The organism is Bordetella parapertussis (genome assembly GCF_020735925.1).
In the GTDB taxonomy this organism is placed as follows: Bacteria; Pseudomonadota; Gammaproteobacteria; order Burkholderiales; family Burkholderiaceae_B; genus Bordetella; species Bordetella pertussis.
The window spans coordinates 2,915,295-2,938,899 of sequence record NZ_CP085971.1; the positions used below are offsets into that span (position 1 = coordinate 2,915,295).

Here is a 23,605-nt window from a genome sequence, read left to right on the forward strand (position 1 = left end):
CTGATTGTTCCATCCACGCGAACAGTCATGCCGAGATTCCCGCCTTTATCCCGTCACCGCATTCCTCTAGCGTAACGTTCCTGCGCCGGCGCCGCCCAGCCGCCGGCGCGTCCAACCGTTCCCCCCCCAACGCGCCCGCCTCGCCGGTGCGCGGAGAATCCTATGTTGTTGCCCATCATTCTGCTGTCCGCGGCAGGCTTTACCATTCTGACCACGGAATTCCTGATCGTCGGCCTGCTGCCGCCCCTGGCGCGCGACCTGCAGGTCACCGTGTCGCAGGCCGGCCTGCTGGTATCGCTGTTCGCCTTCACGGTGGCCGCCGCCGGCCCGGTGCTGACCGCCCTGCTGGCCAATCTCGAGCGCAAGCGCCTGTTCGTCTGGGTGCTGGTGCTGTTCGGCCTGGCCAATGCCCTGGCCGCCGTCTCGCCCAACATCTGGGTCATGGCGTTCGCCCGCTTCGTGCCCGCCCTGGCGCTGCCCGTGTTCTGGTCGCTGGCCAGCGCCACCGCCGTCGAGCTGGTCGGCCCCGCCTATGCGGGGCGCGCCATATCCATCATCGGCTTCGGCATCGTCGCCGCCACCGTCCTGGGCATTCCCATCGGCGTGCTGATTTCCGACGCCTTCGGCTGGCGCGCCGCCTTCGCGGTGCTGACCGCCGTGGCCTGGGCCAAGGCCCTGCTGCTGCTGCTGGCCTACTTTCCCAAACCCAGGACGGGGCGCCAGAACCAGCGCCTGAGCACCCAGCTGCGCATCCTGCGCGACCCCAGGCTGCTGGGCCATGTGATGCTGTCCCTGCTTGTCTTCACCGGCATGTTCACCGCCTACACCTACCTGGCCGACATGCTCGAGCGCCTGGCCGGCTTCGACGGCAAGGTCGTGGGCTGGACCATGATGGCCTTCGGCGGCGCCGGCATATTGGGCAACTGGCTCGGCGGGCGCCTGGTCGACCGCAGCCCGCTGGGCGCCACCATCCTGTTCAGCCTGATCATGACCGCCGGCCTGCTGTTCGTCGCCCAGGCCATGCAGGCGCCGTACTGGCTGGCGCTCGCGCTGGCGCTGTGGAGCGTCGCCCAGGCCGCGCTGCTGACGGTCTGCCACGTGCGCGTCATCAAGGCCGCCCCGCAGGCGCCGGCCTTCGCCGCGTCGTTGAACATCTCGGGCGCCAACATCGGCATCGGCCTGGGCGCAGCCGTGGGCGGCCACTTCATCGACAGCCGCGGCCTGGCGTCCCTGGGCACGGTCGCCGCCGTCATCGTCCTCGCGGCGGTGGGCCTGGCCATCGCGCTGGTGCTGTCGCGGCGCCCGTCCACGCCCCACCCGGCGGCGCCCGCGCCGGGCGTCGAACCATGAAGACGCGCGGGCCGAATTAACGGTACAATGGCTGTCAACCTTGGGGCCGATCCGGATTCGACGTGGGTCATGAAACAGCTCAGGGCATGCCGAGCACCAGTAAGCTCGTTAATCCACTGGAACACTACAAACGCCAACGACGAGCGTTTCGCTCTCGCCGCTTAAGCGGTGAGCCGCTGCACTGATCTGTCCTTGGGTCAGGCGGGGGAAGGCAACTTCCCAGGGGGCAACCCCGAACCGCAGCAGCGACATTCACAAGGAATCGGCCACCGCTGGGGTCACACGGCGTTGGTTTAAATTACGTGAATCGCCCTGGTCCGGCCCGTCGATCGGCTAAGTCCAGGGTTAAATCCAAATAGATCGACTAAGCATGTAGAACTGGTTGCGGAGGGCTTGCGGACGGGGGTTCAATTCCCCCCGGCTCCACCAAATTTCCGTTAAGTATCAAGTATTTACCTAATAGCCAACTTCAAAAGTTGGCTATTTTTTTTGGTTCATCGCGCAATAGCGTGGAGGGGTTTGGCAAGTTTTCGTATTCTTGACGGCAGGTATTTGCCATCAGGAGTGCAGGGAGATGCTGGATCGCAAGTTGCTGGAGTCGCTGGGAGGCTGGCAGGGCTATGGCGTCGAACGCGTGGAATGGCCCGAAGACCCAGGGCGCACGCTGTCGATCTATTTGAAGCCAACGGCCAAGGTGATGCTGTGCGAGCAGTGCGGCGCGCGGTGTCGCCAGGTGCATGAGACCACGGTTCGACGGGTGCGAGATCTGCCGTTATTCGAGTATCGGGTCGTTCTGCACGTGCCGCGCCGACGCTTGTGGTGTGAGCAATGCGGCGGCCCGCGCCTGGAGCGGCTTGCCTGGCTGGGGCGATATCAACGGGTGACGGATCGGCTGGCGCAGGCCTGCAGCCAATTGCTGCAATCGAGCAACGTGCAGGCGGTGGCGAGGTTCTTCGAGCTGGGTTGGCATACCGTCAAGACGCTGGACAAGGCTCGGCTGCGTGCGTCGGTGCGCGAACCGGATTGGTCCAAGATCGAGTATTTGGCGATGGACGAGTTTGCCCTGCACAAAGGGCATCGCTACGCGACAGTGGTGGTCGATCCGATCGGCAGGCAGGTGCTGTGGATTGGCCCAGGACGCTCACGCGAGACGGCCCGGGCGTTCTTCGAACAATTGCCGCCTGGGGCCGCCCAACGCATCAAGGCCGTTGCCATCGACATGACCACCGCCTACGAGTTGGAGATCCAGGCCCACAGCCCACAGGCGGAGATCGTCTATGACTTGTTCCATGTCGTGGCCAAGTATGGACGAGAGGTCATTGATCGGGTGCGCGTGGATCAGGCCAATCAACTACGCCAGGATCGTCCCGCACGCAGGATCATCAAATCGAGTCGCTGGCTGCTGCTGCGCAACCGTGACAACCTGGATCGGCAGCAGGCCGTCCGGCTCGACGAATTGCTGCAAGCCAACCAGCCGCTGCTGACGGTCTATGTCCTGCGTGACGAACTCAAACGGCTCTGGTTCTACCAAAGACCTGCCTGGGCAAGACAAGCCTGGAACCACTGGTACAAGCAGGCCGAGCAAAGCGGAATAGCCGCCTTGAACACCTTCGCTCAGCGCTTGAAAGGCTATCTGCACGGCATCCTGGCCAGATGCCGACATCCCCTGAACACCAGCATTGTCGAGGGCATCAACAACACTATCAAGGTCATCAAGCGGCGCGCTTACGGCTACCGCGACCAGGAATACTTCTTCCTCAAAATCCGTGCCGCCTTCCCCGGCAATGCGCGATGAACCTTTTTTTTGGGCTGTTTTGGGTTGCTTGGTCAGCTTTTCCCAGCCCGCAAGTGGGACTCGGGCGACGAGGCAGTACCGCACCATCTGTACGCCGGTCGACTCGCCGCAGCTCGATCGCTACCCGCCCGTAGATGCACTGGAGAACTACGGCCGAGTGCCGAGCATTGATGACCATGCGCCCCTGTCCGTCGCGCACGGGGACGAGAACGAAACCACGGCGCGTATCGGCAGTAACGCAGTCCGTCACGTAGACGCCTTCGATGAAAACGTGCGGAATAACGCCGCGCGGGAGCCTACGATACGACCGGTAGCCGGCATCGCCGCGCATCGCTGAAAGTCGCATTTCTTTTCGTCGCACTCTTGAACTTGCCGGGTGCTACCTATTGCACGCCGCCCGGCGACGACGACCCCAACCCCGCGCGCTGCCCAGTGCGCGGCCCCTCGGTAGCGGGCGGGGAAATGAAAAGCCCCGCGCAACACCTCGCGCGGGGCAAAATAGTTTTCCGATGTGTACTATACACATTGAAAGTGTGTATAGTACACACATGGACGGCAAAGAACTGATCAAGCAGCTTGAGCGGTCCGGGTGGACACTGCGGAGCGTTAAGGGCTCCCACCACGTTTTCGCCCACCCAGACCGCCCCGGACATATCAGCGTCCCTCACCCTAAAAAGGATCTCGGCATCGGACTACTAAACAGCATCCTCAAAGCAGCTGGTTTGAAGTGAGACACAAGCCTCGGAGCAATCCGGGGCCTGTTGGTCCATGCCACACAAGGAGCACAGAAAAGTGAAATATCCCATTGCCATTGAACCCGGCAGCGACACGCGCGCCTGGGGAGTCGTTGTTCCTGATCTGCCCGGCTGCTTTTCCGCAGCGGACGAAGGGATTGATCAAGCAATCGAGAACGCCAAGGAAGCCATTGAGTTGTGGATTGAAACGGCCATCGACTCCGGCGCCCCCATTCCTGCGGCAACCAACATAGCCAATCATCAGGCCAATCCTGAGTTCGCCAACTGGATTTGGGCGATTGCTGATGTCGATCCTGCAGTCTTGGATGAAACTGTCGAGCGCGTGAACATCACAATCCCGCGCCGAATTCTCAAGCGCCTGGATGATCGCGCCCGCGCCGCCGGCGAAAGCCGGAGCAGCTACATCGCACATCTCGCCATGACTGCCTGATGACGCATATTGCATCCGACGCACCCAGCGGAAAGCCCCGACTGGACAATCCGTATCGGGGCTATCGTTTGCGTGGGTAGCACAAAGTCAATGCTGCTTACCTTGCGAGTCTGGCGGCCTGGCATCCACATGCCTGTACCACTATCAAAACTCGACGTACGTGGCATGAGTTTCACTTCGCACGGCTACTTTTCTTTCCGGACAGCGCCCGCCCCCGGCCTGGACGAGTTCCTGCGCCGCGAACCGGCGAGCGGCCATCCGCGGCTCCTGCCCTAGCCCATGCGCTGGCGGATCGCGCGCCGGAAGTGGTCTGCCAGCGTAGTGTGGTGGTCCGGACTGCTCAGCAGCGCCAGGCCCGTACGGAATCGCGAGCCTGGGGCAAGCGGACGGAACGCCACGCGGTAGCCGACACGGCCCACGATGGATTGCGGAACCAGCGCGATGCCGGCGCCCATTTCCACCAGCGCCAGCACGGTGGCGGTCTGCGTGGCCATGTGATTGGCGATGCGAGGCATGATGCCCTGGGCCTGGAAGCCCTCGAGCATGAGCGCGCGCAAGGGCGGCGAATGTTCGCGCGGCGGCAGCAACAGCGGCTCGTCGGCCAGGTCGCGCAGCGAGATTTCCCCGGCCGCGACCAACGCATGGTCGTGCGGCAGCGCCACGCAGAAACCGTCCTCGTCCACCAGCTCGAGCTCCAGGCCCGGAAACGCGTCCAGCGGATAGCGCACGATGCCCAGGTCGAACGTCCGATTGTGCAGGCCTTCGACAATGCGATCGGTGGTGGCCTCGTACAGTTCGACGTGGACGCCCGGGTGGGCGCGCTGCAGTTGCGGCAGTGCCTGCGGCAGCAGGCGATAGGGGGCGCTGCCGACGAAGGCCAGCCGCAGGGTGCCGACGTCGCCGCTCGCGGCGTCCCGGGGCGAGGAACGGCAGCCTTTCGGCGTGCCGCAGGATCTGCATGGCTTCGGGCAGCAGCGCGCCGGCCTCGGTGAGCGTGACACCTCGCCGTCCGCGCACGAACAGCCTGGCGCCCAGTCTCGACTCCAGCTGCGCGATGGAGACCGACAGCGCCGGCTGCGCGATATGAAGCTGTTCGGCGGCGCGGCGCAGGTTCAGTTCGGTGGCGACAACGCAGAAGTGGCGCAGGCTCTTCAGGTTCATGCTTGCCACGAAATCAGCCATATCGTTTTTATTATCAAATTAACTAAAAATAGTATTTTACTCATTATGGCTGCGTATCTAAGCTCTCGTTGATCCACCGAACCGGCCCGCTCCGGATCCGATATCGATAACGACAGGGGGAGACATGAATCGTAGACATGCACTGAAGGTCCTGGGCGCGGCAGCCCTGCCCGCGCTGGGCTGGCCGATGAGCGCCATGGCTGGCGAGTTTCCGCAAAAGCCCATCCGGTTCATTTCGCCCAGCCCGCCCGGCGGCGTGACGGACTTCCTGCCGCGCCTGCTGGGCCAGGAAATGAGCAAGATCCTGGGCCAGCCGGTGGTGATCGAAAACCGCACGGGCGGCAACCAGACCATCGCGACGAATTACGTCGCCAAGGCGGCCCCGGACGGATACACCATCCTGCTCGCCACGTCGGGCGCGCTGGCGGTCAACCCGCATCTGATCGCCGACATTCCCTATCAACCCCTGACGGACTTCGAGCCCATTTCCATGCTGGGCGGGGTCGCCTCGGTGGTGATGGCAACGCACGCGTCGGACGCCCGGACACTGGCGCAACTGCTCGAAGCCGGCCGCGGGAAGGGACGCAAGCCCGCATTCGGCCATACGGGCATCGGCACCTCTCCGCACCTGGTGCTCGAGGCGCTGAAGCAGGAAGCCGGCATCGACACCGTGGACGTTCCATACAAGGGAACGCAGCAGTTGTTCACCGATGCCAAGGGCGGGCAGTTCGAGTTCCTTTGCAACAACATCGGGCCGTCCCTGCCGCTGATCAGGAACGGCGACCTGCGCGCGCTGGCCGTCACGAGCCGCAAGCGCTCGCCGGCGCTGCCCGACGTTCCGGCCATAGCCGAAACGCTGCCGGGATTCGAGGTTCTCGGGTGGATGGCTGCCTACGCCCCGGCGGGAACGCCGGCAGACGTCATCGACAGGCTGGCCGCCGCGCTGCACGCCTCCCTCGCCACGGACGAGGTGCGCAAGGCGCTGGCCAATTTCGCCATCGACGCCATGCCGACGAGTCCGCAGGAAGCGAAAGACTTTCTCGCGGCCGAGTACCGCCGGTGGGGAGAGGTGGTGCGGCGCTCCGGCATCCGGATCTAGCGGCGGGACCATATACAACAGGAGGGGCAACAGCATGCAGGAATATCGATTGGTGGTGTTTACCAACCCGACCGAGGGCATGGAAGATCAGTTCGATGAATGGTATGTGAACCAGCATCTTCCCGACGTGCTGGCCGTGCCGGGGTTCAAGGCGGGGCAGCGCTTCGAGCTGGAGCAGGAACAGCTGAAGGCCGGCCCGCATCCATGGCGCTTCATGACGGTGTTCGACATCGAGACCGATGACTTGCGCCACACATTCGACACCCTGATCAGCCGCGTCAATACCCCGTTGATGCCCATGTCCCCCTCTATCGCGGAACATCGGATTGCCTACGCCTACAAGGCCGTGACGCCCAAGGTGCAGGCGAGGCCGCACGGACAGCAGCCGAAATAACAGGTTCCGGCCCAGCCCCGACCCGCATCGCGCGGCGCGGGGACCTGCCGGAGGATGGAGACAGACATGACGAGACACGCTCTGGCCTATGTGGCGGGCGCCTATGAACATCCCCTGCGCCATGCGCCGGACAAGTCCGTGGCGCAATTGCATGCGGAGAGCGCGCGCGGCGCGCTGGACGACGCCGGCCTGAGTTTCGCCGACGTGGACGGGTATTTCTGCGCCGGCGACGCCGGCCTGGGGCCCGCCTATATGGTGGACTACCTGAACCTGACGCCGCGGCATGTGGACGGCACCGAGATCGGGGGCGGCTCCTATCTTGCGCAGATCGGCCACGCCGCCCATGCCATCGCCGCTGGCAAGTGCTCGGTGGCCCTGATCACCCTCGCCGGACGCCCGCGCAGCGAGGGCCAGGCCACGGGTACCGAGCCGCGCATCCCGGGCCCGGACCGGCCCTCGGCGCCATGGGACTCGGCATACCGCTGGACGATAGGCACCATCTACGGGAATTTCGCGCGCCGCCACATGCACGAATACGGCACGACCAGCGAGCAACTGGCATGGGTCAAGGTCGCCGCCTCGCATCATGCGCAGCACAACCCCAACGCGCTGCTGCGCAAGGTCTATACGGTGGACGACGTGCTGGGCTCGCCGATGGTGGCCGACCCGCTGCACCGGCTGGACTGCTGCGTCATCACCGACGGCGGCGGCGCATTGGTGATCGTGGCGCCCGAAGTGGCGCGCAGCCTGAATCGGCCGCGCATCAAGGTGGTGGGCCACGGCGAGACCATCCGCACCAACAACGGCGGCCACCATGAAGACCTGCTGGTGACGGGCGCCGCCCGCTCGGCGCCCGCGGCGTTCGCCCAGGCTGGCGTGACACCGGCGGATATCAAATATGCGTCCATCTACGACAACTTCACCATCATGGTCATCATGCAACTGGAAGACCTCGGCTTCTGCCCCAAAGGCGAAGGGGGACGCTTCGTGGCCGACGGCAACCTGATATCCGGCGTGGGACGGCTGCCTTTCAATACCGACGGCGGCGGACTGTGCAACAACCATCCGGCCAATCGGGGCGGCATGACCAAGGCGATCGAGGCCGTGCGCCAGCTGCGCGGCGAGGCGCATCCGGCCGTACAGGTGAAGAACTGCGACCTGGCCCTGGCGGCCGGTCCCGGCGGGGTCTATGGCATCGGCCATTCGCACACCACCGTCATTTTCGAGCGGGAGGATTGACAGATGCATATCAGCGAACAGGCGTGCGGCTGGCAGGCCGACCCCTACGCCCTTGCATATCCGGAATCGGCGCCGTTCTGGCAGGCGGCCGAAACCGGCACGCTGCTGTTGCCCCAGTGCGTCCGGTGCGAATGCTTCCATTGGCACCCCCGCGCGTTCTGCCCTTTCTGCAAGGCCCCGGACCCTCGCTGGACCGCATCGAGCGGCCAGGGCGAGATCTTCAGCTTCAGCGTGGCGCGTACCGCGACACCCTACGTCGTGGCCTACGTCAGGCTGGCCGAGGGCCCGTTGATGCTGACCAATATCGTCGACTGCGACCCCGCCCGACGGCGTGCGCATCGGCCAGCGCGTCAGCGCCCGCTTCCGCCCGACGCAGCAAGGCCGGCTGCTGCCGGTGTTCGCCCCGGCGCACGATCACGACAAGGACTAGAGACATGCATTCCGGAAATCGCATCACCCGTCGCAGTTTCATGCTGGCCGCGGGGGCCCTGGGCCTGGCCCTCGCGGGCGCCGCCCAGGCGGCCGCGTTCCCGCAGCGCCCTGTCGCGATGATCGTGCCCTTCCCGGCCGGAACGGCCGTCGACGTCGTGGCCCGTTTCCTGGCGACCCGGCTCACGCAGCAGTGGAACCAGTCGGTCTACGTGGAAAACCGCGTGGGCGCCGATGGGCTGATCGGCACGGTGGCCGCCAGGATGGCGCCCGCCGATGGCCACACCATCCTGTACACCGGCCCGCCCTTTCTCTTCGTGCCGGATCTCAACTCGCAGGCAGACTACGACCCGCTGAAGGATTTTCGGCCGGTCGCACGCGTGACCGCGCCGGTCTACATGCTGGCGGCGACCAAGAGCGCGCCCTACAGCACCTTCCGGGAGATGGTGGAAACGGCAAAGCGCACCGGCGGCCAGCTGGATGTCGGCACTGTCGGCGCGCACGGCACCGCCACGGCCGCGGGGATGGCCAGGGCGGCCGGTGTCGACATCAACATCATCAACTACAAGACCACGGCGCAATTGATCAGCGACAGCATCGCCGGGCACGTTCCCATGGTCCTGTCCGCGCTGGGGTCGCTGAACACGCTGACGCACAACGGCTCGCTGAAGGCCCTGGCGATCAGCGGGCCGCAGCGATCGATCATCGCGCCCGAGGTTCCCACCGCCATGGAGGCCGGCGCAAAGGATTTCTCGGTGGTCTCGTGGAACGGCGCATTCGTGCGCACCGGCACCCCGGACGCGGCCGTGGATGCCATTGCCCAGGCCATCCACAAGGCGACGCTGAGTCCGGACTTCATCGAATTCTGCCGCGCCCAGGGCCTGGAGCCGGCATTCGAGGACGGCCAGGCGTGGCTCAAGACCTTGCCGGCCGAACGTAGCTATTTGAACGGGCTGCTGCGCCAAAGCGGCCTGCTGGCGGCAAAGTGAGAACGGCATCCATGCAAGCAGCAAACATCTGACCGGCCATCGACGCCGAAGCCGAAATCGGTGACATCCGGCAGTGGACGACCGGCGCGGTACTGGCGCGCCGCGCCGAGCGCTGCCCGGACCGGGTTTTCCTGCGCTTTGCGCCGGACGGCCGCAGCTATACCTTCGCGGACCTGCACCGCCGCACCAACGGTATCGCCCAGGCGATGATCGGCTACGGCATCGCCCAGGGCGAGCACGTCGCCATGCTGTCGCCGAACTGCCCGGAATGCCTGCTCGGCAATCTGGCGCTCGGCAAGATGGGCGCCGTATCGATACCGATCAACACCAATGCCAAGGCGTCGCTGCTGGAGTACTACCTCACGCATGCGGATTGCGTGACCGCGATCGTGGCCGACGCCTGCATGGAAGCGTTTGCGGCGGTGGCCCCGCGCCTGGCGCAACTGCGGCGAGTGCTGGTCATCGGCGATGCCGCGAACGCCCGCCGGATGCTCGAGGGCCTGCCGCTGGCGGTCGAGCCCTTTCCCGCGGACGCCGCGAGCGACGAGGCGGTGAGCAATGACGTGCGCTTCACCGACCTGGCCTATCTCATGTTCACCTCGGGCACCACGGGGCCGTCGAAGGCCATCATGATTCCGCACGGGGCGGCCTGGCACTGGGGCAAGCACAGCGTGCACTACCGCTACTTCCTGCCCGAAGACGTCGACTACGTCTGCATGCCGCTGTTCCACGCCAATGCGCTGCTGCTCAGCTGCACGACCGCGATCGTGGCCGGCACCTCGGTGGTGCTGGACGAACGCTTCTCCGCCTCGCGCTTCTGGGAGCGCGTACGCGCCTTCGGCGTGACACGCTTCAACGCCATCGGCGCCATCGGCAATTTCCTCTGGTCGCAGCCGGCCTCGCCAGTCGATCTCGAGCACAAGGTGCGTATTTGCTCGCTGGCGCCCCCGCCGCCCTTCGTGCACGATTTCGAGCGCCGCTTCGGCCTGCGCGTGATCGCGGGCTACGCCCTGAGCGACTACGGTTTCGGCGCGTCGCTCTCGCCCGATGCGCCGCCCGAGAAGTCGCTCAGCCTGGGCAGGACCTGCGAAGACGTCGCGATACGCGTGGTCGACGAGGACGACCTGACCCTGCCGGCAGGCCAGGTCGGCGAGATCGTGATGCGCATCGAACAGCCAGGCGCCGCGCCGCTGGGCTACTACAAGATGCCGGAAGCCACGCTGGCGGCCTGGCGCAACCTCTGGTTCCATACCGGGGACCGCGGCTACTTCGACGCCGACGGCTATCTCTACCTGACCGATCGCAAGAAGGACATGATCCGCCGCCGCGGTGAGAACATCTCGTCGTACGAAGTCGAATCCGTGATCGCCCTGCATCCCGCCGTGCTGCAGGTGGCGGTCTATCCGCTGCAGTCGGAGCACAGCGAGGACGAAGTGGCCGTCACGGTCATGCTCAAGGACGGCCAGGCCCTGGATCCGGACGAACTGGTCGCCTTCTGCCAGCAGCAGATGGCGGCGCACATGGTGCCGCGCTTCGTCGAATTCGTGGACGCGATGCCGCTGACGCCCACCAACAAGATAGAAAAATACAAGATAAAGGAGCGCGCGCAGGCGGATCGCTCACGGCTATGGGACCGCGAAGGCACGCCGGGCGCGCGGCCCGGACCGTAAGACGGGAGGCCGGAATCCGCCGGACGGGCCGGGCGGGGGCCGGCCCGCCTGCCCTATACTGGCGCCTGCCTACCAGACCCGACAGCTCCGGCGTGAAACTCAAGCCAGCCCCCAACTCGATATTCGCCATCCTCCTGCGCTCTTCGTGGTGGATCAGCGCCGCCATCGCGCTCGTCCTGATCGCCAGCGCGCTGGCATCCACACGGCCGACGTTCACCGCGGTCCTGTTCTTCGCCGCCCTGCCCTTTCTCGTCATTGCGGCCATGGCGGCCTGGAAGCAACGCAACGTCCCTTCGGCCGCCCGCGTCGAACGCGCCACGAACGCGGCGCGCGCCATGCCCTGGGAAACATTCTCGAAAGTGCTGCAGGAAGGCTTGCGCCAGGACGGCTGCGAGGTCACCGTGCTGCAGGGCGGGCCGGCCGACTATGTGTTGCGACGCAAGAACCGGCTGGCCGTGGTCGGCGCAAAACGCTGGAAAGCCTCGCGCGTCGGCGTGCAGGCGCTGCAGGAGCTGAACGCCGTCCGCGAGACCCACGGCGCGCACGACGCCATCTACGTCACCATCGGCGAGATCAGCGCGCCGGCGCTGGCGTACGCGAAGGCCAACCAGATCCAGTTCATGGCCGAGGCCGAACTGACGCGCCTGTTGCCGCAGCTGTCGACATAGCGCGCCGCCCGAACGCGGGCCGGGTCAGAATTCGCCGGCGCGGGCGGCCGCCCCGGTTTCCATTGCGCCCGGCATGGCGGCCGCGCACTCGATCAGCGCGTTCTTCATGTCCATGATTTCCGCGATGTCGCCCTTGGTGCGGCGCCACACCACCGAAATCGGCGGTAGCGGAACCCGCGGGTTGACGGGCAGCACATGCAGGCGGCCGCCCTGCTGCAATTCGGCCGCCACCGAGGCAGGACATATGCCGAGGAAATTGCTTTTCTGCACCAGGGTCAGGCGCGAGGCCGAGGTAAGCCATTCCACTTTCGGCACGGGCGGCCGCAGCCCTGCGCTGACGAACTCCTCTTCGATCAATTTGCCGGTGATGGAGGTCGACGGCGGCAGCACCCAGTCGTACTGCGTCAGCATGTCCAGGGTGACCGTGTCCACCGCGCTCAGCGGATGGTCCGTGCTGCATACGATGGCAATGGCTTCCTCATAGAGGACCGCGCTGTCGAAATTGCGCGCGCCGGCCAGGCCCGCGTGGCTTTCCAGCAAACGGGTGACCGCGATATCGATGGCGCCCTGGTCCAGCGCGTCGAGCAGCTGCCGCGACGTGCCCTCGGCAATCCGTACGCGCGACCTGAAGCCGGCGCCGAACAAGCGCACCAGCGTCGTGGGCACAAGGGTATGCAGGCAACGCGGCAGCGCGCCGAGGTCGATCGACACACCCTGGCGATGCTCCAGCTCAGCCACGTCGGCCTGCATCTCGTGCAGCTCGCGCAGGATGACCCGCACGCGGCCCACCAGCACATCGGCAAACGGATTCGGCCGCATGCCCCGCCTGCCTCGCTCGAACAGCGTCACCCCGAACGTGGACTCGACTTCGCGCAGCATCTGGCTGGCGGCCGGCTCGCTCAGGTGCAGGCCCTCGGCCGCCTTGCGCAGGGATCCGTACTGCACCACCAGTTCGAGCAAGCGCAAGTGCTTGATCCGGATATGCCCCAGCCCCCTGGCCGCCGATTTCTGCATTTTGTTTTTCCGATCACTTGATAAGTTACTCCTATTATTAATTTATCACTGGCCCGGATAGACTGCTTTCCACCAAACGGAATACGTCACCACTTGCGCCGGGGCACACCGGTCGACCGAAACCCTGGAGACAGAATGATGTTGCAACGGCTTTTCGCAGTATTGCTGGCCGCCTCGACGCATGCAGCCGCCTGCGCGCAGACCCCTGCCCCGGCCTATCCGGAGCGAACGGTCCGTTTTCTGGTGCCCTATACCCCCGGCGGCAATGCCGATATGCTCGTGCGGCTGTTGTCGCTCAAGCTGACCCAGTATTGGGACAAGCCGGTCGTGGTCGAGAACAAGCCCGGCGCGTCCGGGACCATCGCGGTCAACACCGTCGCCAAGGCCGAACCGGACGGACACACCCTGGTCCTGGGCGCGGCGGGCAACCTGGTCGTCGCGAACAAGCTGATCAAGGGCCTGCCGTACGACCCCGTCGAGGACCTGAAAGCCGTTTCGGTGGTCGCCACCCCGCCCTTTGTCCTGGTCACGGCCGAGCAATCCAGGTACCAGGATGTCGCCAGCCTGGTCGCGGACGCCGGCCAGCGGCCCGAGCAGATCACCTTCGGCTCGGCCGGCATCGGATCGGCCAATCATCTTTCCGGCGAGTTGCTGGCCCTGATGAAGCGCGTCAAGTTCACGCACGTCGCCTACAAGGGCATGGGGCCCGCCCTCAACAACGTGGTGGCCGGCCGCATCGACTTCGCCTTCGCGCCGATTCCGCTCGTACTGCCGCAGATCCAGGCCGGCAAGCTGCGCGCGCTGGCCGTCTCCGGCACGACCCGCACTCAGGTCCTGCCCGACGTGCCAACCGTGTCCGAGGCGGGCGTCACCGGATTCGAGAGCGGCGCCTGGTTCACCGTCATGGTGCCGAAGAACACCCCCGATCGCATCGTCGACAAGATCAACCACGATCTGAAGTCGGCGATGCAGGACGCGGACTTCATCCGCAAGCTGGCCGAGGAAGGCGCGGTCCCGATCGGCAATACGCCCGCCGAGGCATCCGCGTCGCTCCAGTCGGAAATGGCCAAGTGGGGCGACCTGATCGACCGCCTGAATCTGCAGCCCATCTGACACGGCCGCAGCGCCGGCCTGGACGCAGCACCCTTTCCGAACCGCAATCCCGCCACGCACGCGTGGCAGGGGCAAACTCGTCCGCCGGTTTCGCAGCCGGCGGGCCATCCCGCAGGGAGAATGCCATGAACGAAGCATGCACGCCGACCGCCGCGTCGCTGGACTCATACCGGAACGCACAGGCCTGGTACGGGCCGCAGCTGGATAAACACCCGGAATACTGGGTGCATCACCTGACCGGCCCCGAGCTGGAGCAACTGGACCGGGCGGTGCGGCACGCCGACGCCGGCGGCAAGGACATCACGGAATTGAGCCAGGACGACTTCGAACTGGGCGAACTCGGCCAGCGCCTGCAACAGGTCAAGCATGAAGTGCTGCACGGGCGCGGCCTGTACCTGATCCGCGGCGTGCCGGTCGAACAGTACACCATGCGGCAGTCCGCCATTGCGTTCTGGGCGCTCGGAACGAACCTCGGCCTGCCCGTCTCGCAAAATGGCAAGGGGCACGTACTGGGCCATGTCGCCAACCTGGGGCTGGATTATGCGGACGCCGCCGTGCGCGGCTACCAGACCTCCAACCGGCTTCCGTATCACACGGATTCATCGGACATCGTGGGCCTGCTGTGCGTCAGGCCGGCGAAGGCCGGCGGACTGTCCTCGGTCGTCAGCTCCACGACCGTCTGGAACGAACTGGCCGCCCGTCACCCTGAACACGCGCGCACGCTGCTGGACAGTTTTCATCGCACGCGCTGGGGCGAGATCCCGGAAGGACAGAAGCCCTACTCGTCGAGCCCCGTCTTCGCGCCCTACCAGGGGCGCATGTACGCCAACTACGTGCGCAGCGCCATCCGCAAGGCGCAGGCGCTGCCGTCCGTGCCACGCCTGAGCGCCCAACAGAACGAGGCGCTCGACTGCCTGGACGCACTGACATGCGATCCGGCGCTCTACCTCGACATGGACTTCAAGCCCGGCGACGTGCAGCTCCTGTCCAACTTCACCATCTTCCACTCTCGCACGGCGTATGAAGACTGGCCCGAAACCGAGCGGCGCCGGCATCTGCTGCGCCTGTGGCTGGCCTGCGAAGGCGGCCCGCCGATCCCGGAACCGCTGCTGCGGCGCAATGGCCTGGCCAGCAACGGCCGGCCCAATGGCATCGAGGTACCCGGCGTCAAGCCCAACGCGCCCCTCGTGCCCCAATAGGGGCGCGGGTCCAAGCCCCGTCCGCTCCACCGAACCGCGGAGCACGCACGCTCTGCCCACACCACCGTCGAGAAAACATGCAATTCGTGAACCTAGACCACGCCGGGCGCGCGATGGCCGCCGTGGCGCACCCCCATGGCTATGTCCTGCTGCCCGGCCCGGAAAACGGCGACTCGCCCGAACTGGGCGAGCGCATACGCCGGGAAGAAGACCTGCCCGCGCTCGGCGCGCAGGCGCTCGCCGCCGGCACGCCGCTTGTCGCCGGCTCGGCCGCCGTGCTCGCCCCCCTGCTGACCCGGCCCGGCAAGATCATCTGCCTGGGCCTGAACTACTACGATCACGCCAAGGAGGGCGGCCGCGACAAGCCGACGTATCCATGGTTCTTCCTGCGCGCCCCCAGCTCGCTGGTGGCCCACGGGCAAGCCGCATGGCTGCCCCGGGTCTCGGGTCATTTCGATTACGAGGCGGAGCTGGCCGTCGTCATCGGCAAGCGCGCCAGGCACGTCATGCCGGAACAGGCCCTGGACATGGTGCTGGGCTACGCCTGCTTCAACGACATGTCCGTTCGCGACTACCAGAAGAAAACACCGCAATGGACCGTGGGCAAGAATTTCGACCGTACCGGCGGCTTCGGCCCGGCGCTCGTCCTGGCCGGCGACCTTCCGCCGGGCGGGCGCGGCCTTGGCATCGCATGCCGGGTGAATGGACAGACGGTGCAGGAAGCCAACACGGACGACATGATTTTCGACGTCGCGGAGGCGATCGGCATCGTTACCGAATGCATGACCCTGGAACCCGGCGACGTCCTGGTAATGGGAACGCCCGCCGGCGTCGGCATGGCGCGGACTCCCCCGCTCTGGCTCAAGCCGCAAGACACGGTCGAAGTGGAGATCGAGCGCGTCGGCCGCCTGTGCAACCCCGTCCTGGCCGAGCCCTGATGCGGCGCGCGGCCCGGGCAGGGCAGGGCACGCCTTGCCCGTTTGGGCCCGCCGGCTCAGGCCGCCGTGGCCTTGCCGGCCAGCCGGGCAGGGTCGGCCGTTTCCAGGAATACCTTCAATGCATCCGCCTGATCCGCGGGCAGGTAGCTCTCGCGCAACTTGACCAGCGCCGGTCCGAACTTCTCCTGGATCTCGTCGCCGAAGCAGCTGAAGATCTCGGCAAAGTAGATCTCATGGCGCAGCAGCGAGTCGGCCAGGGTGACGATGGGCTTGTTTTCCGTATAGGAACCGTAGGCATCCCGGCCGACCTCGGCGACCAGGGCCTCTTTGTAGTCGCGCGTGACCGTGATCAGCTTGTGCGAGATGCCGACGCGTATGCCGTTGCCTTCGTGCAGATAGACTTTGCAGTTCTTGCCCAGCTCGAACGGCCGGACATCCTCGCCGAACAGGATGATCAACACCTTGACGCCGCGCCGGGCGGCCTTCTTCAGGCTGGGCAAATGCGGCTCCAGCGTGGTGTCCGCGGCCTTGATGCGAATCGTGTCGCGCGCCGAGCCGATCATCTTCTCGATATGCAGGCCGACCGCCGCCGCATCGTTGAGCGACCAGACCAGGTCTTCCTGCGGCAGGTGGCCGATGTTCTTCAGGCTTTCCTTCAGGTCTTCGCAGCGCAGCTGGGTGAGCTCGACCATCTGGTTGAAATAGCGGTTGGGATCGACGGCGACATACTTGACCGGATTCTCCGAAACCGCCTGCACGGCGCCATTCTTGCGCAGCGCCTCGAGCACGGAGTAGCAGTTGGCCTTGGGAATGCCGGCTTCCTTGCTGATTTCGTAGGCGGTTGCGTTGGGCGTGAGCAGAAGCGCGATATAGGTCTTGGCTTCGTAATCGCTGAAGCCCACGCCCTGCAGGTCCTTGATTATCTTCTCGTACGCCGATCTCGTATTGTTCATCTGGAAACTGCCTTGCTGTCGTGACCGTGCCGGGGCCTGCCTCAGATGCGGGACAAGATGGAGTAGTTGACCGCACGGCCCACGCCGTAGCGGAATCCTTGCAGGCGCAGCACCTGGTCCGCGGTAATGTTGGCGAGATTGACGCCATCGCCGAATTTCTCGAGCAGCGTCGCGTGGCCCTTCGGGAAGGCGTACGGGTCCGCCTCGATGAATATATTGCGAAACCAGTCCCGGGCGGCAATGTCCTTGAGTATAGCCGGATTGCTGGCGCTGACGCAGTCGATCTCGGACTGCTCGATGATGGTGTGATGCACGCCCATGGCCACATTGCTGCGGATGACACGCTCGAGTTGCGCCAGGCTGAACGGCTCGGTCGGGTTCTTCCTGCCGAACTCGTATATCACCTCGAAGCCATGCTTTTGCATCGTCTCTATATGACGCATGCGTTCGTCATCGCCGAAGTCGAGATAATTCTCCGAGACCTCGATCCTGGGCATGCCCAGTTTCTTCAGGTGCCGAATGTAGCCGTCCAGCTCGTTCTTCAGGTACGCATACTCGAACAGTATGCCGCCGGCGTATGGCTTAATGTCCGCATCCCGGTAGATCCGCACGGTCTCGCGCACGATCTCTTCGGGCAGGATCAGGGCGTTCATGGCGTAGATCTTGGCGTAATCGATGTAGTCGGCCACGCAACGCAGGTAATCGCGCAGGCTGGCGGGCCCCGTCCAGCCGAAACCGTCCGGACCGAAATCGATGACCGACGTGAGCCCGACGGCCCGCGGCTTCTTCGAACGGTGGTCGTGATCGAAACTCAACGGCGACAACGAGGCAACAGGTGCGGTACGCGGCTTGTCCATGATCGAGCCTTGACAACGGTTTTGACGGTAGTCGTATTATTCACTACTTCCAATATCCTGTAAAGACGCAGGCACCGGCCGCCGTCCCGCCAGGATCCGCAAGGAGACCGCCCATGGATGCACCCGCCCAAGAACCGCCGCGCACGCAGGCCCCTCCCTCACCGCTTTGCGTGACGGCCGATCCGGAACAACTCAGCCTGCCTTGCCTGTACATGCGGGGCGGCTCCAGCAAGGGCGGCTTTTTTCTCGCGGCCGACCTTCCGGCCGACCCCTTGGAGCGGGACGCGACGCTGCTGGCGGCGTACGGCTCGCCGGATGCCCGGCAGATCGATGGCATCGGCGGCGCCGATCCCCTGACCAGCAAGGCGGCCATCGTCGCGCGATCCGGGCGCCCCGACGCGGACGTCGAGTACACCTTCTGCCAGGTCGACCTCACGCGCGCCCAGGTCTCGACCGGCGGCAACTGCGGCAACATGCTTGCCGCGGTCGGCCCCTACGCGGTCCTGCGCGGCCTGATACCGGCCCGGGAGGGACAGAATCGCGTGCGCATCTACACCACCAACACCAAGCAGGTGGTGGAGGCCAGCTTCGCGGTGCGGGCCGGCGTGCCGTGCGTCGAGGGGCCCACGGTGGTGCCCGGGGTGCCAGGCAGCGGCGCGACGGTGGCCATCGACTTCGGCGACTGCGCGGGTTCCGTGTCCGGAACCTTGCTGCCCACCGGCCGGGCCGCCGACGCCATCGAGATCGACGGGCGCCCCGTCCGCGTCTCGCTGGTCGATGCGGCCACGCCGTTCGTCTACGTGGTGGCCGAGGACATAGGCGGCGACGCCACCACCACCCCGCAGGACATCCAGAACGACAGTGCGCTCATGGACCGCCTGGAGCAGGCGCGCGGCTGGGCCGCCGTGACGCTCGGCCTGGTCGACGACGCCCGCAAGGCGCGCGAGACCAGTCCCAACGTGCCGCGCGTGATGATGATATCGGCGCCGCGCGACTACGTGGCGGGCGACACGCCCATCAAGGCCGCCGACATCAACCTGTGCGTGCGCCAGCTGGCGATGCAGAAACCGCACAAGGCCCTGGCGGTGACTGGCGCGGTGTGCACCGCCATCGCCTGCCGCATCCCAGGTTCGGTGGTGCAGGAGCAATTGCGCGGCGATACCGGCAGCGAGATCCGGCTTGGCCATCCATCCGGCGCGCTTTCGGTCGATTCGCAAGTGGACCAGACACCAGCCGGGCCGCGGGTCCGCAAGGCCGCCCTGAACCGCACGGCGCGCCTCATCATGGCGGGCCAGCTGTTCATCGCGCGAGAGAAGATCCGCCAACTCATGCAACGGATGCGGTAAGGCCGCGCCGTGCGCGGACATTCAGCGAAGGAGAGGAGACAGATGAGCACACCCTATACCGAAAGCCAGGTCATGGCCCGCGCAACGATACCGATCGCGGTGGAAGACACCGGCATCGAGCACGACGAAGCGCAGGCGCGGCGCATCCTGACGATCTGCAATGCGTGCCGGTACTGCGAGGGATTCTGCGCGGTGTTCCCGGCGATGACGCGGCGCCTCGACTTCGTGAAAGAGGATGTGCACTATCTCGCCAATCTTTGCCATAACTGCGGAGCCTGCCTGCATGCCTGTCAGTACGCGGCGCCGCACGAATTCGACGTCAACATCCCTCGCACCTTGGCCAAGGTGCGCCTGAAAACCTATTCCGAGTATGCGTGGCCGAGGGCGCTGGGGCAGCTCTACGACCGTAACGGCCTGACGCTGTCGCTGGCGACGGCCGTGGGGCTCTCGCTCTTTCTGGCGCTGCTGGTCTGGCTCAAAGGCGCCCTGTGGCACGCCCCGTTGCAGGGCAATTTCTACGCCATATTCCCGCACAACCTGCTGGTGGCCATGTTCGGCCTGGTCTTCCTGTATGCGGCACTGGCGCTGGGAATCGGCGCAACCCGCTTCTGGCGCGGCACCCGTAAGGACGCCGCGCCGCCGTCCTCGGCCAGCGGCGCGGCCGCGGAGGCTTCGTTCGACGTCCTGACGCTGCGCTACCTGGGTGGCGGACACGGAGAAGGCTGCAACGAAGAAAGCGCGCGCTTCACCCTGTGGCGGCGCCGCTTTCATCACATGACGTTCTACGGCTTCATGCTGTGCTTCGCGGCCACCGGCGTAGCCACGGTCTATCACTACGCGCTGGGCTGGCAGGCGCCCTACCCCGTACTCAGCCTGCCCGTACTGCTGGGCACGGCCGGCGGCATCGGCCTGCTGATCGGGCCCGCCGGACTCTACCTGCTCAACCGCAAGCGCCACGCCGACCATGGCGACCCCGCCCAGCATGCGATGGACCGCGGATTCATGGCCCTGCTGTTCTTCGTGAGCCTGACCGGCCTGCTGTTGCTGGCGCTGCGCGACACGTCATGGATGGCGGTGCTGCTGGCGGTACACCTGGGCTTCGTCATGGCCTTTTTCCTCACCATGCCGTATGGCAAGTTCGCCCACGGCATTTATCGCAGCGCCGCACTGCTCAAGAACGCCGTCGAGAAACGCACGCCCGGCACGCTCAATGTAGGCGCTGACTGAACCAACCCCTGGAGGAACGGATGATAGACGTACTGGTGATTGGTGGCGGCAACGCCGCGCTGTGCGCCGCCCTGTCGGCGCGCGAAGCGGGCGCGAGCGTTCTGCTGCTCGAAGCCGCGCCGCGCGAATGGCGCGGCGGAAACTCGCAGCACACGCGCAATCTGCGCTGCATGCACGACGCACCGCAGGACGTGCTGGTGGAGAGCTACCCGGAAGAAGAATACTGGCAGGACCTGTTGAAGGTCACCGGCGGCATCACCAACGAGCACCTGGCCAGGCTCGTCATCCGCCGCTCCTCCAATTGCCGGCCGTGGATGCGCAGCCATGGCGTACGGTTTCAGAACTCGCTGTCCGGAACCTTGCACCTGGCCCGTACCAACGCATTCTTCATGGGCGGCGGCAAGGCCCTGGTCAACGCGTACTATCGCAGCGCCGCCGCCCTCGGGATACAGGTGCGCTACGACACGCCGGTGGCGGCCATCGAGCGCGACGGCGAACGCTTCGTGGCCGCCGTCCTGGAAGACGGCGCCCGCATCGAGGCCGGCAGCTGCGTACTGGCGGCCGGCGGCTTCGAGTCCAACCTGGAGTGGCTCGACCAGGCCTGGGGCACCAACGAGAACGGCGAAAGGCCCGCGCTGCAATTCCTCATCCGCGGCACCCGATACAACCGGGGCGTGCTGTTGCGGCACATGCTCGACAGCGGGGCCGACGCCATCGGCGACCCCACCCAGGCCCATATGGTGGCCATCGACGCGCGCTCCCCGTTGTACGACGGCGGCATCTGCACCCGCATCGACTGCGTACCGCTGGGCATCGTGGTCAACCGCGCCGGCCAGCGCTTCTATGACGAAGGCGAAGACTTCTGGCCCAAGCGGTACGCCATATGGGGCCGGCTGGTGGCCCAGCAACCCGGCCAGATCGCCTGGTCCATCATCGACCGCAAATCGATCGGCCGCTTCATGCCGCCCGTGTTCCCAGGCACGCAGGCCGACAGCATCGAGGCGTTGGCGCGCAAACTGGGCCTGCCCGTGGAGCAGACCAGCCGGACCATCGCCGAATACAACGCCGCGTGCATATCCGGCACGTTCGACCACACCGTGCTGGACGACTGCCGCACGCAGGGGCTGACTCCGGCCAAGACCCACTGGGCCAGCCCCATCGTCGAGCCGCCCTTCCAGGGCTTTCCGCTCAAGCCGGGCATCACCTTCACCTACCTGGGCCTGAAGACCGACGACACGGCCGCGGTCCGCTTCAATGACCGGCCCAGTCCGAACCTGTTCGTGGCGGGCGAAATGATGGCGGGCAATATCCTCGGCAAGGGCTACACCGGGGGCATCGGCATGGCCATCGGCACCGCCTTCGGCCGGATCGCCGGCGCCGGCGCGGCGCAGCACGCCCTGGCCGGGCGCCGCCAGGCCGCCTGAACGCAACGGCCCGCCTGACGGCGGGCCGCTTTTCGGACCGGATCGAGAACTACTGGTTGAAGACGATCAGGCGCTCTTCGGTCATCTCGCGGGCCGCATAACCGGGCCCCTCCTTGCCGAAACCGCTGTCCTTGACGCCGCCGAACGGCATGACGTCGCACCGCGCGCTGGAGGTCTCGTTGATATGCACCGTACCGAAGCGCAGCGAACGAACGGCGCTCATGATACGGGCGTGATCATTGGTGAAGATACCGGCGGCCAGGCCATAGGGCGTGTCGTTCGCGCTGGCCAGGACGTCATCGAAGCGGGCAAAGCCCCTGACCGACACCATGGGCGAGAACACCTCGGTGCTCCAGGCCGAGCAGGACTCTGGCACGTCGGCCAGGACGGCCGGCTGCACCACCGCTCCCTGGCGCTCGCCGCCGCGCACCAGGCGCGCGCCCGCCTCGACGGCCTCGGCGATCCAGGCTTGCGCCCGCGTCGCGGCCGCCTCGCTGATCATGGGGCCCACCCGCGTCGCGACGGCGCGCGGATCGCCGGCGGGCATGTCGTCCAGGTAGCGGGACAAGCGTTCGATCAGCTCGTTCTTGAGCGCGTCCTCGACGTACAGCCGTTGAATCGATGTGCACACCTGGCCGGCCTTGCGGAACGCCGCGTTGGCGATCCGCGGCACGGCGGCCTCGAGATCGGCATCCGCGCAGACAATGGTGCTGGCGATGCTGCCCAGCTCCATCTGCGTGCGCCGCAACCCGGCGGCACGCTGGATGATGCGCCCGACCCGGGTACTGCCCGTGAATGTATAGAACGCCACATCCTGCTCTTCCAGCAGCCACGTACCGACGTCATCGCCCTCGCCCTGGACCACGGCCAGGAACTCGGGCGGCATGCCGGCCTCGAGCAGCACCCGCGCCAGCAGCGCGCTGGTCAGCGGCGTGAAGGCCGACGGCTTGAGCACCACGGAATTGCCCGCCGCGAAGGCCGGCGCAACCTTGTGCAGCACCGTGTTCAAGGGCGCGTTGAACGGCGTGATCGCCGCCACCACGCCCACCGGGACACGCACCGTGAACCCCAGCTTGTGCTCCGCGCCCGGGCTGGCCTGGAACGGCACCATGCTGCCGGTCAGACGCAGCGCTTCGTCGGCCGACAGTTCCAGCGTCACCTTGGCCCGCGTGAACTCGGCGGAAATGTCGTGAACGGTAAAGCCGCCCTCCACCATCATGACGGCCTCGAAGTCCTGACGATAGGCGTCCAGCAGGCCGGCCGCGCGGCGCAGGATGGCCGCGCGTTCGCGCGCCGCCGGCGCTCCCCGGTCGGCCGCCGCCTTGCACTGCGACACCGCCTGTGCGACCTGCCGGCGGCTGGCGCGGGAGACCTCGGCGGCGGGCGCCAGGGTATATTTGTCCAGCACCGGAAAGCTGCCCTCTCCCGCCTGCCAGACGCCGTCGATCAGGATGCCTGTGTACTCAGCCATCAACCGTTGCGCAATCCCGTCCGTCACGTTCATCGCTTAATCCTCGTATGGGCGCAACGCCCG

At 66.0% G+C, this 23,605-nt stretch carries 21 protein-coding genes, 1 other RNA gene and 2 pseudogenes; 19 read left to right on the forward strand and 5 right to left on the reverse strand.

The features are described 5' to 3' along the window. Window positions 1-162 precede the first annotated feature (162 nt). The 5 genes from LK409_RS13800 to LK409_RS13820 all read left to right on the forward strand — a co-directional run bounded on the left by LK409_RS13800 (window position 163) and on the right by LK409_RS13820 (window position 4,330). On the forward strand, window positions 163-1,350 hold the full coding sequence (locus tag LK409_RS13800) for an MFS transporter (protein WP_010928911.1): 1,188 nt from the start codon (window positions 163-165) through the stop codon (window positions 1,348-1,350). Between the two features lie 42 nt (window positions 1,351-1,392). Beyond that, window positions 1,393-1,779, forward strand: a transfer-messenger RNA (tmRNA) gene (gene ssrA / locus LK409_RS13805). A gap of 145 nt (window positions 1,780-1,924) precedes the next feature. Beyond that, window positions 1,925-3,145 carry an ISL3-like element IS1001 family transposase gene (locus tag LK409_RS13810; protein ID WP_010928912.1) on the forward strand — a complete coding sequence of 407 codons (1,221 nt, stop codon included), beginning with the start codon at window positions 1,925-1,927 and terminating at the stop codon, window positions 3,143-3,145. A 548-nt stretch (window positions 3,146-3,693) separates the two neighbouring features. Then, the gene (locus LK409_RS13815) at window positions 3,694-3,876 is read left to right on the forward strand and encodes a type II toxin-antitoxin system HicA family toxin (protein ID WP_010928914.1); all 183 of its coding nucleotides are present in this window, start codon (window positions 3,694-3,696) and stop codon (window positions 3,874-3,876) included. Window positions 3,877-3,937: 61 nt separating this feature from the next. Next, entirely contained in the window at window positions 3,938-4,330 is a 393-nt protein-coding gene (locus LK409_RS13820; protein ID WP_010928915.1) for a type II toxin-antitoxin system HicB family antitoxin, read from the forward strand. Window positions 4,331-4,602: 272 nt separating this feature from the next. On the opposite strand, the pseudogene LK409_RS13825 reads toward LK409_RS13820, so the two are convergent. Then, window positions 4,603-5,491: pseudogene (locus LK409_RS13825) on the reverse strand (LysR family transcriptional regulator). On the opposite strand from LK409_RS13825, the gene LK409_RS13835 reads away from it, so the two are divergent. From LK409_RS13835 to LK409_RS13870, 8 genes and pseudogenes are all read left to right on the forward strand, one after another. Next, window positions 5,414-5,584, forward strand: a complete 171-nt coding sequence (locus tag LK409_RS13835) for a hypothetical protein (protein ID WP_226376428.1) — start codon at window positions 5,414-5,416, stop codon at window positions 5,582-5,584. The pseudogene LK409_RS13825 and the gene LK409_RS13835 overlap by 78 nt on opposite strands. Before the next feature lie 52 nt (window positions 5,585-5,636). Further along, window positions 5,637-6,611: a Bug family tripartite tricarboxylate transporter substrate binding protein gene (locus tag LK409_RS13840; RefSeq protein ID WP_010928916.1), complete on the forward strand. Its 975-nt coding sequence runs from the start codon at window positions 5,637-5,639 to the stop codon at window positions 6,609-6,611. A 34-nt stretch (window positions 6,612-6,645) separates the two neighbouring features. Further along, window positions 6,646-7,005, forward strand: coding sequence for a DUF4286 family protein (locus LK409_RS13845; protein WP_010928917.1), 360 nt, complete (start codon window positions 6,646-6,648; stop codon window positions 7,003-7,005). 66 nt (window positions 7,006-7,071) lie between these two features. Beyond that, on the forward strand, window positions 7,072-8,244 hold the full coding sequence (locus LK409_RS13850) for a thiolase domain-containing protein (protein WP_010928918.1): 1,173 nt from the start codon (window positions 7,072-7,074) through the stop codon (window positions 8,242-8,244). A 3-nt stretch (window positions 8,245-8,247) separates the two neighbouring features. Continuing rightward, a pseudogene (locus tag LK409_RS13855) lies at window positions 8,248-8,674 on the forward strand (Zn-ribbon domain-containing OB-fold protein). A 4-nt stretch (window positions 8,675-8,678) separates the two neighbouring features. Continuing rightward, window positions 8,679-9,662 (forward strand): tripartite tricarboxylate transporter substrate binding protein, encoded by a 984-nt coding sequence (locus tag LK409_RS13860; protein WP_041937253.1) that lies wholly within the window; start codon window positions 8,679-8,681, stop codon window positions 9,660-9,662. A gap of 92 nt (window positions 9,663-9,754) precedes the next feature. Further along, window positions 9,755-11,332, forward strand: a complete 1,578-nt coding sequence (locus tag LK409_RS13865) for an AMP-binding protein (protein ID WP_226376575.1) — start codon at window positions 9,755-9,757, stop codon at window positions 11,330-11,332. A 92-nt stretch (window positions 11,333-11,424) separates the two neighbouring features. After that, a complete protein-coding gene (locus LK409_RS13870) occupies window positions 11,425-12,000 on the forward strand; it encodes a restriction endonuclease (RefSeq protein WP_010928921.1) in 576 nt (191 codons plus the stop codon). 24 nt (window positions 12,001-12,024) lie between these two features. Here LK409_RS13870 and LK409_RS13875 read toward each other — a convergent pair whose 3' ends face one another. Beyond that, entirely contained in the window at window positions 12,025-13,014 is a 990-nt protein-coding gene (locus LK409_RS13875; protein WP_010928922.1) for a LysR family transcriptional regulator, read from the reverse strand. Between the two features lie 135 nt (window positions 13,015-13,149). Here LK409_RS13875 and LK409_RS13880 point away from each other — a divergent pair, with 135 nt between their 5' ends. The 3 genes from LK409_RS13880 to LK409_RS13890 all read left to right on the forward strand — a co-directional run bounded on the left by LK409_RS13880 (window position 13,150) and on the right by LK409_RS13890 (window position 16,264). Further along, window positions 13,150-14,127, forward strand: a complete 978-nt coding sequence (locus LK409_RS13880) for a Bug family tripartite tricarboxylate transporter substrate binding protein (protein WP_010928923.1) — start codon at window positions 13,150-13,152, stop codon at window positions 14,125-14,127. A 125-nt stretch (window positions 14,128-14,252) separates the two neighbouring features. After that, on the forward strand, window positions 14,253-15,326 hold the full coding sequence (locus LK409_RS13885; protein ID WP_003813493.1) for a TauD/TfdA family dioxygenase: 1,074 nt from the start codon (window positions 14,253-14,255) through the stop codon (window positions 15,324-15,326). A 77-nt stretch (window positions 15,327-15,403) separates the two neighbouring features. Beyond that, window positions 15,404-16,264, forward strand: a complete 861-nt coding sequence (locus LK409_RS13890; protein WP_003813498.1) for a fumarylacetoacetate hydrolase family protein — start codon at window positions 15,404-15,406, stop codon at window positions 16,262-16,264. A gap of 56 nt (window positions 16,265-16,320) precedes the next feature. Here LK409_RS13890 and LK409_RS13895 read toward each other — a convergent pair whose 3' ends face one another. Both LK409_RS13895 and LK409_RS13900 read right to left on the reverse strand, forming a co-directional pair. Continuing rightward, window positions 16,321-17,217, reverse strand: coding sequence for a TrmB family transcriptional regulator (locus LK409_RS13895; protein ID WP_003813501.1), 897 nt, complete (start codon window positions 17,215-17,217; stop codon window positions 16,321-16,323). A 41-nt stretch (window positions 17,218-17,258) separates the two neighbouring features. After that, complete coding sequence (locus LK409_RS13900) at window positions 17,259-18,074, reverse strand: phosphosulfolactate synthase (RefSeq protein ID WP_003821483.1); 816 nt, start codon at window positions 18,072-18,074, stop codon at window positions 17,259-17,261. A gap of 113 nt (window positions 18,075-18,187) precedes the next feature. On the opposite strand from LK409_RS13900, the gene LK409_RS13905 reads away from it, so the two are divergent. Genes LK409_RS13905 through tcuA form a run of 3 tightly spaced genes read left to right on the forward strand, consistent with a single transcriptional unit; the run spans window position 18,188 to window position 22,071 of the window. Then, the gene (locus tag LK409_RS13905) at window positions 18,188-19,420 is read left to right on the forward strand and encodes a 2-methylaconitate cis-trans isomerase PrpF family protein (protein ID WP_010928924.1); all 1,233 of its coding nucleotides are present in this window, start codon (window positions 18,188-18,190) and stop codon (window positions 19,418-19,420) included. Between the two features lie 42 nt (window positions 19,421-19,462). Continuing rightward, a complete protein-coding gene (gene tcuB, locus LK409_RS13910) occupies window positions 19,463-20,647 on the forward strand; it encodes a tricarballylate utilization 4Fe-4S protein TcuB (RefSeq protein ID WP_010928925.1) in 1,185 nt (394 codons plus the stop codon). A gap of 20 nt (window positions 20,648-20,667) precedes the next feature. Further along, entirely contained in the window at window positions 20,668-22,071 is a 1,404-nt protein-coding gene (gene tcuA / locus LK409_RS13915) for an FAD-dependent tricarballylate dehydrogenase TcuA (protein WP_003821480.1), read from the forward strand. A gap of 49 nt (window positions 22,072-22,120) precedes the next feature. On the opposite strand, the gene LK409_RS13920 is transcribed toward tcuA, so the two are convergent. Beyond that, window positions 22,121-23,575, reverse strand: coding sequence for an aldehyde dehydrogenase family protein (locus LK409_RS13920; protein ID WP_010928926.1), 1,455 nt, complete (start codon window positions 23,573-23,575; stop codon window positions 22,121-22,123). Window positions 23,576-23,605 lie beyond the last annotated feature (30 nt).

Coding starts and splice junctions, on each gene's coding strand:
- LK409_RS13800 (WP_010928911.1), top strand. CDS start 163: ATGTTGTTGCCCATCATTCTGCTGTCCGCGGCAGGCTTTACCATTCTG.
- LK409_RS13810 (WP_010928912.1), top strand. CDS start 1,925: ATGCTGGATCGCAAGTTGCTGGAGTCGCTGGGAGGCTGGCAGGGCTAT.
- LK409_RS13815 (WP_010928914.1), top strand. CDS start 3,694: ATGGACGGCAAAGAACTGATCAAGCAGCTTGAGCGGTCCGGGTGGACA.
- LK409_RS13835 (WP_226376428.1), top strand. CDS start 5,414: ATGAAGCTGTTCGGCGGCGCGGCGCAGGTTCAGTTCGGTGGCGACAAC.
- LK409_RS13840 (WP_010928916.1), top strand. CDS start 5,637: ATGAATCGTAGACATGCACTGAAGGTCCTGGGCGCGGCAGCCCTGCCC.
- LK409_RS13845 (WP_010928917.1), top strand. CDS start 6,646: ATGCAGGAATATCGATTGGTGGTGTTTACCAACCCGACCGAGGGCATG.
- LK409_RS13850 (WP_010928918.1), top strand. CDS start 7,072: ATGACGAGACACGCTCTGGCCTATGTGGCGGGCGCCTATGAACATCCC.
- LK409_RS13860 (WP_041937253.1), top strand. CDS start 8,679: ATGCATTCCGGAAATCGCATCACCCGTCGCAGTTTCATGCTGGCCGCG.
- LK409_RS13875 (WP_010928922.1), bottom strand. CDS start 13,014: ATGCAGAAATCGGCGGCCAGGGGGCTGGGGCATATCCGGATCAAGCAC.
- LK409_RS13880 (WP_010928923.1), top strand. CDS start 13,150: ATGATGTTGCAACGGCTTTTCGCAGTATTGCTGGCCGCCTCGACGCAT.
- LK409_RS13885 (WP_003813493.1), top strand. CDS start 14,253: ATGAACGAAGCATGCACGCCGACCGCCGCGTCGCTGGACTCATACCGG.
- LK409_RS13890 (WP_003813498.1), top strand. CDS start 15,404: ATGCAATTCGTGAACCTAGACCACGCCGGGCGCGCGATGGCCGCCGTG.
- LK409_RS13895 (WP_003813501.1), bottom strand. CDS start 17,217: ATGAACAATACGAGATCGGCGTACGAGAAGATAATCAAGGACCTGCAG.
- LK409_RS13900 (WP_003821483.1), bottom strand. CDS start 18,074: ATGGACAAGCCGCGTACCGCACCTGTTGCCTCGTTGTCGCCGTTGAGT.
- LK409_RS13905 (WP_010928924.1), top strand. CDS start 18,188: ATGGATGCACCCGCCCAAGAACCGCCGCGCACGCAGGCCCCTCCCTCA.
- tcuB (WP_010928925.1), top strand. CDS start 19,463: ATGAGCACACCCTATACCGAAAGCCAGGTCATGGCCCGCGCAACGATA.
- tcuA (WP_003821480.1), top strand. CDS start 20,668: ATGATAGACGTACTGGTGATTGGTGGCGGCAACGCCGCGCTGTGCGCC.
- LK409_RS13920 (WP_010928926.1), bottom strand. CDS start 23,575: ATGAACGTGACGGACGGGATTGCGCAACGGTTGATGGCTGAGTACACA.